The sequence below is a fragment of the Staphylococcus sp. Mo2-1 genome (assembly GCF_046721385.1).
In the GTDB taxonomy this organism is placed as follows: domain Bacteria; phylum Bacillota; class Bacilli; order Staphylococcales; family Staphylococcaceae; genus Staphylococcus; species Staphylococcus equorum_A.
Window position 1 is genome coordinate 1,040,996 of record NZ_JBEUUK010000001.1, and the last position, 12,571, is coordinate 1,053,566.

At 33.5% G+C, this 12,571-nt stretch carries 5 protein-coding genes and 6 pseudogenes; 2 read left to right on the forward strand and 9 right to left on the reverse strand.

Going from position 1 to position 12,571, the window contains the following annotated elements; all coding sequences use genetic code 11:
* Window positions 1-153: 153 nt before the first annotated feature.
* The 5 genes and pseudogenes from ABLV95_RS05240 to cmk all read right to left on the reverse strand — a co-directional run bounded on the left by ABLV95_RS05240 (window position 154) and on the right by cmk (window position 5,265).
* Window positions 154-427 (reverse strand): annotated as a pseudogene (locus ABLV95_RS05240) (HU family DNA-binding protein).
* Between the two features lie 134 nt (window positions 428-561).
* Entirely contained in the window at window positions 562-1,593 is a 1,032-nt protein-coding gene (locus tag ABLV95_RS05245; RefSeq protein ID WP_460876564.1) for an NAD(P)H-dependent glycerol-3-phosphate dehydrogenase, read from the reverse strand.
* An 18-nt stretch (window positions 1,594-1,611) separates the two neighbouring features.
* A pseudogene (gene der / locus ABLV95_RS05250) lies at window positions 1,612-2,923 on the reverse strand (ribosome biogenesis GTPase Der).
* 190 nt (window positions 2,924-3,113) lie between these two features.
* A pseudogene (gene rpsA / locus ABLV95_RS05255) lies at window positions 3,114-4,296 on the reverse strand (30S ribosomal protein S1).
* 308 nt (window positions 4,297-4,604) lie between these two features.
* Window positions 4,605-5,265 (reverse strand): annotated as a pseudogene (cmk, locus tag ABLV95_RS05260) ((d)CMP kinase).
* Between the two features lie 78 nt (window positions 5,266-5,343).
* Between cmk and ABLV95_RS05265 the strand changes: the two are divergent.
* Window positions 5,344-6,318, forward strand: coding sequence for an asparaginase (locus ABLV95_RS05265; RefSeq protein WP_427704405.1), 975 nt, complete (start codon window positions 5,344-5,346; stop codon window positions 6,316-6,318).
* Between the two features lie 190 nt (window positions 6,319-6,508).
* Here ABLV95_RS05265 and ypdA read toward each other — a convergent pair whose 3' ends face one another.
* The 4 genes and pseudogenes from ypdA to ABLV95_RS05285 form a co-directional block, all read right to left on the reverse strand.
* The gene (ypdA, locus tag ABLV95_RS05270; RefSeq protein ID WP_460876566.1) at window positions 6,509-7,495 is read right to left on the reverse strand and encodes a bacillithiol disulfide reductase YpdA; all 987 of its coding nucleotides are present in this window, start codon (window positions 7,493-7,495) and stop codon (window positions 6,509-6,511) included.
* Between the two features lie 194 nt (window positions 7,496-7,689).
* Window positions 7,690-9,508, reverse strand: a pseudogene (gene ebpS / locus ABLV95_RS05275) (elastin-binding protein EbpS).
* A gap of 148 nt (window positions 9,509-9,656) precedes the next feature.
* Window positions 9,657-11,038: pseudogene (locus tag ABLV95_RS05280) on the reverse strand (RecQ family ATP-dependent DNA helicase).
* A complete protein-coding gene (locus ABLV95_RS05285) occupies window positions 11,025-11,990 on the reverse strand; it encodes a helix-turn-helix domain-containing protein (protein ID WP_046465381.1) in 966 nt (321 codons plus the stop codon). Before ABLV95_RS05285 ends, ABLV95_RS05280 begins: the two are co-directional and overlap by 14 nt.
* 109 nt (window positions 11,991-12,099) lie before the next feature.
* On the opposite strand from ABLV95_RS05285, the gene ABLV95_RS05290 reads away from it, so the two are divergent.
* Window positions 12,100-12,348, forward strand: coding sequence for a ferredoxin (locus tag ABLV95_RS05290; protein WP_002507556.1), 249 nt, complete (start codon window positions 12,100-12,102; stop codon window positions 12,346-12,348).
* Window positions 12,349-12,571: the final 223 nt, after the last annotated feature.

Consider the following 12,571-nt stretch of genomic DNA (forward strand, 5'->3'; position numbering starts at 1 on the left):
CTATGACAATTACAATATTTAATTTATATCATCATTATATCGAATGATATCATATTAAGTATAAATAAATGCAAATTGTTTAACGTTCTTAGATTAAAAGTGTATAAAAAAAGAAAAAGCCCCTTATAAAAGGGCTTTAGTTTTAGTAAAGAATTATTTAACTGCGTCTTTTAATGCTTTACCGGCTTTGAATGCTTGGAACTTTGCTTGCAGGGATATCAATTTCTTTACCTGTTTGTGGGTTACGGCCTTTACGAGCAACACGTTCGCGTACTTCGAAGTTACCGAATCCAATTAATTGTACTTTTTCACCTTTAGAAAGTGATGATTGAATTGATTCGAATACTGCATCTACAGCTAAACCAGCCTCTTTTTTAGTTAAATCAGCTTGTTCTGCAACAGCATTGATTAAATCTGTCTTGTTCATTATGAATTCACCTCCCCTAGGGTTTATAATGATACTTAATATCATTATGGTATGACTTTAACACAACGAATACTGCAACTGCAATGATTTATGCGCAGAAAACGTTGAAATAATAGGATTTTAACAACAAATTGCTATATATTTGTTAAAAAGTGTAATAATGCTTCTTTATTCAGATTTTTTCCACGTCCCATAAGGTCTTTAACACTCTCATCTACAGGTCTGTTTTCAAATAAAACACTATAAAGTGCGTTAGTTATTGGCATGTCAACATTTTGCGATTTTGCTAAATGATAAACTGATTTTGTGGTATATACACCTTCGACAACCATATCCATCTCATCTAACGCTGTGTCTAATGATTTTCCTTCACCCAATTTAAAGCCTAATGTGTAGTTTCTAGAATGCGTAGATGTACATGTAACGATTAAGTCACCAATGCCACCTAAACCTAAGAAAGTAATAGGGTCAGCACCTAGTTTTTCACCTAATCGGCTAATTTCTGCTAAACCTCTAGTCATGAGTGCGGCTTTAGCGTTGTCTCCGAAGCCCATGCCTGAGATTACACCACTTGCTACAGCGATGATATTTTTTAACGCGCCACCTAATTCAACGCCTACAAGATCCTCATTTGTATAAACGCGTAAGTAATCATTCATGAATAAGTCTTGTGTTAATTTACTTACTTCAGGTGACTTAGAAGATGCGACAACTGTCGTTGGTTGTTTGATGACAACTTCTTCTGCATGACTTGGACCTGATAATACACCGATACCTGCATTATATTCTGCTGAAATAGAATCCTCTAACATTTCAGAAACACGTTTATAAGTATCGTTTTCTATTCCTTTTGCTACATGTATAAATGTTTTTGGAGTTGATAAAAGTGAATCAATTTCGCTTGCTACTGATCTCATAGCTTTTGTAGGCAATGCCATTAAAAAGACTTTAGAAAAATTTACAGCAGCTTTTATATCTAATGTTGCTTTGATTGAATCATTGATCTTAGCTGTTTTTAAATATTTACTATTGATGTGTTGTTCATTAATTTCATTGATTGTTTGTTCGTTTTTACCCCACATCAATACTTGGTGTCCATTTTCAGCTAAAACATTTGCTAAAGCTGTACCGAAACTTCCTGTACCAAAGACTGTTACTTTAGACATGAATATCTCCTCCGATAATTAATTTCTCTTTCTAGGTATAATATGCACAGGTGTACCTTCAAAACCGAATGCTTGCTCTGATTTGATTTTCCAAATAACGTTTATAAGAAAAGTGCATTAATTCTACATCATTTACAAATACGATAAAGGTTGGTGGTTCAATCGCTACTTGCGTAGTATAGAATACGTTCAATCTACGACCTTTATCAGTCGGAGTTGGGTTCATAGAAATAGCGTCAGTGATTACTTCATTTAAAGTTGAACTCTTCACGCGTTTTTTATGGTTTTCACTAGCTTGTGTAATATATGGGAATAACGTTCTAAGTCTTTGACTTTCTTTTGCAGAAACAAATGCAACTTCAGCGTAATCTAAGAATTGGAATTCTTTGCGAACTTCATCTTTGAATTTTTTCATTGTATTCGTTTCTTTATCAACTGTATCCCATTTGTTTACTACGATTACAATAGCTTTGCCTTCTTCATGAGCATATCCTGCCACGCGTTTATCTTGTTCGATGATGCCTTGGTCAGCATCAATAACAACTAAAATAACGTTTGAACGTTCGATAGCTTTTAGGGCACGTAATACAGAATATTTTTCTGTATTTTCATATACTTTCCCTTTTTTACGCATACCGGCTGTATCAATTAAGACATAGTCTTGGTCGTCATAAGTATATTGAGTATCGACGGCGTCACGTGTCGTTCCTGCTAAGTTAGAAACGATAACACGTTCTTCACCTAGTATTGCGTTAACTAAGCTAGATTTACCAACATTTGGACGTCCGATAATTGATAAGCGAATTGTATCGTCATCATATGGATCAGGTTCTTCTTCTTTAAAGTGTTTGACAACCTCATCTAAAAGATCACCTAGACCTAAGCCATGCGAACCAGAAATTGGATAAGGATCGCCAAAACCAAGCGCATAGAAATCATAGATTTCATTTCTCATTTCTGGATTATCTACTTTATTTACTGCTAAAACAACAGGTTTTTTTGATTTGTACAACATTTGAGCAACAACTTGATCACTTTGTGTTAAACCCTCTCGTACGTTGACCATAAAAATAATGACATCAGATTCATCAATTGCAATTTCTGCTTGTGCTCTTATTTGTGTTTGGAATGGTGCGTCACCAATTTCAATACCACCTGTATCGATGACGTTAAAATCATGTGTTAACCATTCGCCTGATGAATAAATTCTGTCTCGAGTCACACCGGGTGTATCTTCTACTATAGATACACGTTCACCTACGACTCTATTGAAAATTGTAGATTTGCCTACATTGGGCCTGCCTACAATTGCTACTATAGGTTTAGTCATAACTAACTTCCTCTCTTTTTTAATCTCTATAATTCTATCATAAGGGGTAACCAAATCAAAAGAAATATTTAATCTGTACTAATATTATTAGGTTAGTTTTAAAAAATTTGTTTTTAGAGATTACATAAAAATAAATCTTGTCCTAAATAGATGTTAGGACAAGATTTAAAATTGGTGTTAAATTTATACGTTAAAACTTGAAGTCTTTTAATTTATCTCCGAAAACATCACCTAAAGTAGGATTATCATCATCGTCAGAACCACTTTCTAAGTAAGATTTCGTAGTGGCACTATCACTTTCAACGACATTTTCCGATTCTAATGTTGCTTTAATAGATAATGAAATGCGTTCTTTTTCTACGTCAACACCTAGTACTTTAACACTTACGACTTCCCCAGGCTCTAATACTTCGCTTGGTGAACCGATGTGAGTATGTCTTATTTCAGAAATGTGTACTAAGCCTTGAACGCCTGGTTTAATTTCAACAAAGGCACCGAAGTTAGTTAGTCTAACAACTGTTCCTTCGATGACATCACCTTCGTTAAACTCACCTTTTATTGATTCAAATGGACTTGGTAAAGTATCTTTAATTGATAATGAGATACGTTCTGAATCTCTATCAACTGATTTTACTTTTACATTAACTGTATCTCCAATAGATACTACGTCTTCTGGAGATTTAACGTGTTCATGAGATAATTCAGAAACGTGAACAAGTCCGTCTACGCCACCAATATCTACAAAAGCGCCAAAGTTAGTTAAGCGTGCAACTTTACCTTCAATCACATCGCCTTCATTAAGTGAATTTAATAAATCATCTTTTTTCTCTGCATTTTCTAATGCCTCTACAGCTTTACGACTAAGAATGACACGATTATTAGCAGGATCCAGTTCTTCCACTTTTAGTTTAAGAACTTGTCCTTCGAAATCAGAGAAATCTTCAATGAAGTCTGTTGAAATTAATGAAGCCGGAACAAACCCTCTTTGGCCAACATCGACTACTAAACCACCTTTTACTACTTCAGTGACTTTAGCTTCAATCGTTTTATTGTTGTCTAATTGTTCTTGTAAAAATTCATATGATTTTTCTGTTTCAAGTTGACGTTTAGAAAGTATATAAGCACCTGTCTCATTTTCTTCGTCATACTCTACTTTTGTAACATATGCACCAATTTCATCACCAACTTTGACAAGCATCACTTGGATTGTCTATATGATGCGTAGAAAGTTGACTAATAGGGATGATACCATTAAATTTAGCACCATTAATGTTTACAATTACTTGTTTTTCATCAATTTCTTGAATCTCACCAGTAACTGTATCCCCTTCTTTAATCTCTTTGATCATTGATTCGTTGAATTCTTCAGTCATCTTGTCTGCCTCCTTATTACACTACATAATTATAACATCTTATAAACTGACAGAATTGTCAAGAAATTCCCCTTTATTATAGGAATTCAAATTCTATTTGTTAAAAAGTTGTAAAATCAGGGTTTCGAGCTAACAAAAGCTTTGAAATGTTTACCTAAAATTTACATTTATTTATATATATGCAGATCTAATTGATATAAAAATGTACCTTATTTATATACCCTATAATTGTTATTATATAACCTTTTTACACAATTTAAAAAGAAACGGCATTATAATACGCTGTATTTAAGAAAAAGACTAATATTTTATTTGATTTGAGTAACTAAGGATAAAATTTCTTCAGTTACTTTTTCAATACTTTTACCTGTAGTATCTACTGTAATTGCATCATCCGCTTTTTTCAAAGGTGAAATTTCACGTGTCATGTCATAATTATCTCGATCGGCAATTTCTTGTTTTAATAGTTCAACATTAGAGTCGATGCCTCTTTGTTCATTATCTTTTTGTCTACGCATTGCGCGTTCTTCAACAGAGGCAATCATATAAACTTTTAAATCTGCATCTGGCAATACAACTGTTCCAATGTCTCTACCATCCATAACAATACCCTTTTGAGCTGCTAATTCTTGTTGCTTTTTAACTGCAAAAGTGCGCACAGCTTCTTTAGATGCTACAAAGGAAACATTGTTTGTCACATCATTTTCTCTTAAAAAATCAGTAACATCATGGTTATCTAAAATGACTCTCTGACCTTTTTCTTCATCATACGTCAATGATAATTCGGATGAATCTATCAATTGCGAGAAGTCTTCAGTCTTATTTTGTTGTAAATATTTATAAGTTATAGCGCGATACATTGCGCCAGTATCTACATAAATCATTGATAATTGTGCAGCAACGCGTTTAGCTATTGTACTTTTCCCTGCAGACAGCAGGTCCATCAAGTGCGATATTAATTAATTTCATTTTAGTAAACCTTCCTTGTTGTTTTATGTATAATATTTTATCATAAATATGTAAGTTATAAATAGGAGGAATGCCCATATGAAAAAACTTCTTCTCATACATACTGGTGGGACGATTAGCATGTCACAAGATGAAACTAATAAAGTAGTAACAAATTCAGACAATCCAATATCCAACCATCAAGACATTATTGAACAATATGCTGATGTAACAGAAATTACGCCATTTAACGTTCCATCCCCACATATGAATATAAAATATGTAGAAATATTAAAGCATATTATTGAGGATGCTAGTAGGAATGAAAATTATGATGGGTTTGTTATTACACATGGTACAGATACGTTAGAAGAAACAGCATACTTACTAGATCTTACTATAAATGTTTCAAAACCGATAACAATTACGGGTGCTATGCGTTCTTCAAACGAAATTGGTTCAGATGGGTTATATAATTTCATCTCGGCTATTAGAGTGGCTTCAAGTGATAATGCGGCAGATATGGGTGTTATGGTCGTATTTAATGATGAAATTCATACTGCACGAAATGTGACTAAAACGCATACCTCCAATACAAATACATTTCAGAGTCCTAATCATGGCCCATTGGGTGTAGTGACAAAAAATAGTGTTCAATTTCACCATAAACCATACGAACATTTAGTTTTAAATGATATTAACCATGATTTAAATATTCCTTTAGTAAAAGCTTATATGGGAATGAATAGTGATGTATTAAACTTTTATAGTAAGCATCAAGTTGATGGCATCATTATCGAAGGCCTAGGCCAAGGCAATTTGCCACCTACATGTTTAGAGGGTCTAGATAAGTGTTTGGATAAAGCAATACCTGTTGTACTTGTCTCACGATCGTTCAATGGTATTGTTGGCCCAATTTATGGCTATGAAGGTGGCGGTGCTACCTTAGCTGAAAAAGGCGTTGTTTTTTCAAACGGATTAAATGGACCTAAAGCAAGACTTAAACTTTTAGTAGGTTTGAGTAATCAATTAAATGCTAATCAGTTAAAAAAATATTTCGAATCACAGTTATAATGATTTAAAAAAACTGAGGCTGGGACATATCACATGTCTCAGCCTCAGTTTTTTATATTGGCAGTGGCTGACGTAATTGAAAATATGCTTATATCAAGCTTGCATTCCATTTTATAGTCAGCCTTGCCGGGATGGAACGACGAAATCTCATTAGAAAAATTTCTGTCTCATACCCTAGTTTATTATATTATTATGATTCAAGTGGTGTTTGTTTTTTAGATAATATACTTTGAGTGATAATACCGCCGTGGTATTTGCCGTTTTCAATAAAAATTGTATTTGCATCATTGCCTGCCGCAATGACACCGGCGATATAGCAGTTTTCGACATTTGTTTCATAAGTTTCTCTGTTATAAACTGGCGCAGTACCAAACTCATTACTATTGATATCTATACCAATTGATTGTAGGAAATCATAGTCTGGATGATAACCAATCATAGCGAAGACATAATCATTAGGAATTTCAATTGTTTGATTTCCTTGCTCATAAAATACACTATCTTCTGTTATTTTAGTAACATTTGAGTTAAATGCCATGTTAATTTTTTCATGGCGTACTAGAGATTCGAAATTCGGTAGAATCCATGGTTTAATTGCCTTTGGATAATCTTCTCCACGATAAATAACTGTTACGTTAGCCCCAGCTTTTTCTAACTCTAAAGCTGCATCTACAGCTGAGTTTTTACCTCCGACAATTACAACATTTTGGTCAAAGTAAGGATGTGCTTCTTTAAAATAATGCATTACTTTCGGAAGCTCAGCTCCATCTACTTCAAGATGATTATGATGACCATAATAGCCAGTTGCTACAGTAAGGAATCTACATTGGTAGACATCTTTAGTTGTTGTAATCGTAAAACGGTTATTAATTTTTTTCACTGTGAGGACTTCTTCGAAAGCATTAACTCGCAATTGATGATGCTTAACCACTGCTCTGTAATATACTAGAGCTTGATTTCTATGTGGTTTGCTTTCTTCAACAATAAATGGAATATCCCCAATACTTAATTTATCACTTGATGAAAAGAAAGTTTGATGTGTAGGATAATTATAGATTGCATCTACAACATTTCCTTTTTCAATAACTAAAGTATCAATACCTTTTTTCTTTTGTTCAATAGCGACACTTAATCCGCAAGGACCGCCACCAATAATTATACTTTCAACTGTTTGCATAGTTTATTTGTCCTCCTTATACCACCAATATATTATACCAGTAGTTTAGAAAAAACCAAATGATAGAAATCGAATATTTTTGCACAAATGATATTGACGCTTTATTAAACTTAAAAAATTAATGAAAAAACGACAAAACTCACTAATTTAAGGAGTTTGGTCGTTTAATTGGTTTTTACTTATAAGGTGATGAACTATTGTGGAATAACAAGGCGTTGTCCATTATGGATTTCATTTCCTTGTAGATTATTTGCTTGTCTGATTTTTTCAACGTTTTCAGGAGAACCACTACCATAATATTGAATAGCAATTCTATATAGGTTTTGACCATTGACTACATGTGATTGTTGGCCAGAGTTACTATTTGCTTGTTCGCTATCTTGGTTGTTAGTTGCTTGTGATTGATCTGAAGATGAATTGCTTTGAGCGTTAGATTGATCACTTTGTTGATCTTGACCGCTCTGACTGTTTTGGTCGCTTTGACCTTGACTGTCTTGCGTATTATTTGTTGCATCTTGTGAACCATTGCTAGCTGAATCAGAATTTGCATCGTTACTTGATTGATCAGAATTTGCATCACTGTTTGCTTGGTCAGTGTTTTCGCTATCAGAATTGGCAGAATCTGAACCGCTATTGCTGTCTTCTGAGTTTGCAGATGAGTTATCTTTGTCTTCATCTTTATTGGCTTTATCATCTTCTGATTTTTTATCTTCATCTTTTTCTTTTTCAGAATCAGACTTACTATCTTTATTATCAGCTACTTTTTTGTCATCGCTATTTTTGTCACCATCGTCATCGCCAGTTAAAGCCATGCCACCGAAAATAGCAATTGCGGCTAATATTAATATCGCGGCTAATATTGGTAATAATTTACCTAATAAACCGCCTTTTTTCTTTTTCTTATTATCGTCATCATTGTTATCACCATTATTACCATTGCCGCCATTACCATTACCGCCGTTGCCATTGCCGCCGGCTTTAGAATGTGCCGTCGCGGCAGCACCTGTTCCGGCAGCAGCAGCTGCCACCGACTACAGCGAGCACCTTTTTTCTTAGAACCATTTTTTTCTTTGTTCTTTTCATCTTTATCTTGTGCTTCGTTTTCGCTGTGATTATCTTTATTGTCTTTGTTGCCTTTGTGCTTGCCAGCGAGCATAAGCACCTGCACCAGTTGCGGCGGCACCTCCAGCTACAGCAGCGCCTTTTTTCTTAGAGTTATCTTTATCTTGCTCTTTTTTATCTTGATCTTCTATATCTTTTTCATTTTTATTCTGCTCGGTTGCTTTATTGTTATTATCTTGGTTGTTATCTTGCTTATGTTCATCTTTGTTATCACTATGCTTGCCAGCAGCATAAGCACCTGCACCAGTTGCGGCAGCGGCGCCTCCAACTACAGCAAGCACCTTTTTTCTTAGAACTATTATTATCATTTTCTGAATGCGAAGCATCATCTGATTTGTCTGCTTGTTCGTTATCAGAGTTGTTGATATTTTGTTCATTATCATTTAAGTCATTTTCTGAATCTTTATTATCATTGTGCTTTCCAGCAAGCATAAGCACCTGCACCAGTTGCGAGCAGTGCCACCGACTACAGCAAGCACCTTTCTTATTAGATTCATTATCTTTTTGTGATTCAATATTTTCATTGGAATCATTTTGGTTTTCTTTTGTATTTTGATTGTTTGTAGATCCAGGGTTTAAATCATTATTCTTCGAAGGATCTTTTGTTGAGTTATTATTATCTTGTGGTGATTGATTTTCGCCTTGAACTTCATCATTGTCATGTTCAGGCTGATTATCTGAATTTTGATTTGTAGCTGTGTCACGTCTGCGCTGTCTTCTTTGAGCGTTTCTAGGAGGGAATTGTTCGTCTGTCTTATCAGAAACTTCCTCTTTTACGTTGTCAACTGAACCGTTAACGGAATCCTTTGCATTGTCTTGATGTTCTTTTGGATCAATGGATTGACGATTTTTTTCAAAATCATCTTTAAAATTGTTGTTAGACAAATTCATCATCCTTCCTCGTTTTAATTTAAGTATATACTGTTATACCCTAAAAATAAGTAAATATGTATAACTTTTTATGCAAAAAATCACTATTAAACTAGTATATATGTAGTATTATAGCTTGTTTGAAAAAGTGAAGTAAAGTATTTGTCTATTATTTAAACAAATTTTGTATTTTTTCATTAAAATCCATTTTTCTTTTTACTTTTTTTCTATTAATTAAATTAATTACATTTAAATCAGAATCATTATCACAGCATTGATCAGGTCTTTTACTTAACGTTTCACCAAAGAATTCCATCATATAAGTGCGTCGACATTGGTCTAGGTTTTTGTATCCTAGCATACGTATATAACCTTGGCGTTTTCGTTGATAGGTCCTGTCAAATATCGTACGCAACTCAGTAAATGAGTAATAGCTATTTAATATTTCTAATATTTCAAATTTATCCGGAGTTACAAAGGCACCTACTTCAAAGGCATCTACATCCTCAGTGGTCATCATATCCGTAAATAATAGTGTTTCTAGTAAAAAACTATCGTCAGGTTGAAATAAACTAATTGCTTGACTGTCAGCCCCATCACGACCAAGCACGACCAATTTCTTGCATGTAGTTTGATGGACTTGTTGATAAATGGTAATGAAAAATAGAACGTATATCTTTTTTATTAATGCCCATACCAAATGCACTAGTTGCCACGATGATAGGTATTTCATTATTTAAAAATTGATGCTGAACTGTGTGCCGTTCTTGATAAGATAAATCTCCATGATAAATACCTGTTAAAAATCCATAGTTATATATTTCTTTTGCTAAGGTTAGGCACACTTTTTTGGAAGAAACATATATAATTGTAGGTCCTGAATTTTCTAATGCTTGGAAGTAACCATTTTAATTTAGCTTCATCGTCTGCGAAATTTTTATGTGTTAAAGAAATATTGTCTCTATTCATACTCGTTTTAATGACATGAAAAGATTTTTTAAACATATCATTTAAATCATAAGTTAAATAATTCGGTGCTGTTGCAGTCAGAGCAAGCACGGTTGCTGTCGGAAAACGTGCGATAATTTTACCTATAAGTGCATAGTGTGGTCTGAAATCATATCCCCATTCAGATAAGCAATGTGCTTCATCTAATACGACCATGCCGATATTCAAATTTTTAATGAGTTTGAAATTTTGCGGTTGGAGTATAAATTCTGGACTTAAATAGATAAATCGACTTTTTGTTAGTGATTCAATGTTTCTTTTTCTCTCATTTTCATCCATGCCTGAATGAATACAACAGACATGATGTTCACCATGTAATTTGAGTTGCATGACTTGATCATCCATCAAAGAAATGAGTGGTGAAATGATGAGAGTCGGTTGTTGACGTATGTATGTTGGTAATTGATAACAAAGACTTTTACCACTTCCTGTAGGTAAAATACCTAATGTATCTTCATTGTTCAATACACTTTCTATAATCTCTTGTTGACCAGGTTTAAAAGTCTCAAACCCGAACCACTTTTTTAGCTCATGTTGTAACATTGATTTCACCTCTCTCAATTCCAACGATAATCAATTTCAATTCAAAATAGCTGAGGTCAGAAAATATTTCTTTATAATTGCGTAGCCTCTCGCTACGATGTGAAATGTAATAAGTCATGAAATCAGTATAAGTTGAATGTGTTAAATAATCTTCATAATTCGATATGTAGCCTTTTATAAATAGCTCTAAAATATGATCATCTATCGTATTAGGTTTAACATTTTGTTGTGCGGCCAATTGTTCGAAGTTTAATCCATTTTGTAAACCTACGTAAGTTTGCTCTGTTTTATTTAATAATGATGGTAGCACAATCAGTTTATTTAACAGTGGATAGTTAGATTCGTGCTCAATCTCGTACATTAATGTGACTAAATCTGTAAATTCTAATTCAAATAAGTGTTCTTGTGGTATGTCTTCTATTAAACTAATTTGTTGTCGTGTATACATACTTTCTTCAAAACCTTGTAGGTAATAGTGAATATATATTGTGTTGTTTTTATTCAACATAGATTGGAATAATGTCGTAAGTTCTGCAATGAATTGGTCCTGTAATTGATTGCTTATAATTTCTTTATATACAAATTTAACTTGTTGGTGTACAGTACTATGTTGAGTAATAGGTACGAATTGATAGACCTTATGTTTAGTATTAGATAGGGTCTGAGTTAATAATTGTATGGCTTTAAATGTGTTAGTTAAACTATCAAACGTATGTCTCGGATGATTAGCGATATTTTGATAGCTATTATCTTGAGCATTAAATTGATTGAAATATCGCTCGAACGACTGATATTTCAAGTTAGGCATGCTGTGATATAATGACAAGAGTTGTTGACTACAGGCATCAAAAAAGGTTTGATGTGACTTTTTCCCTGTGATAATATTAAATATACTTTTTTCAGTTTTGTAATTGTGTGCATGTGTTTGTGCAAATTGGATTATATTATACATGTTTACTCCCTCATTCTATAAAACGAAAACATTTGAAAAATCTTAAAACAGTGACTACAATAATAATTGTGCTATTAGTGTAGCATTTTTGTCAAAGGAGGCGAAGAAATTGGCTAAATATACAATTGTTGATATGGATACATGCATTGCATGTGGTGCTTGTGGTGCCGCCGCCCCTGATATATATGACTATGATGATGAAGGTATTGCTTATGTGATACTAGATGACAACAAAGGTACAGCAGAGGTGCCGGAAGAATTATATGAGGATATGGAAGATGCGTTAGATGGTTGTCCTACTGATTCAATTAAAATTGAAGAAGAATCATTTGATGGAGATGCGTTAAAGTTTGAATAAAAGCAAGTTTAGTACCATAAAAGTAAGTATGCGATTTATACTTAATAATATATAATAAGCGTTTGTCTAAATATAGTGATTACTAACTATATTTACTAATGGCTACGTTTAAGGTTAGCGTGTTCACATTGCATGGAGCATGCTAATTTTTATGTCTAAAATGATTTTAAATTATGAATAGTTGATTTAATATATAAAAACAGGGCGATTTCTGTATTACTTT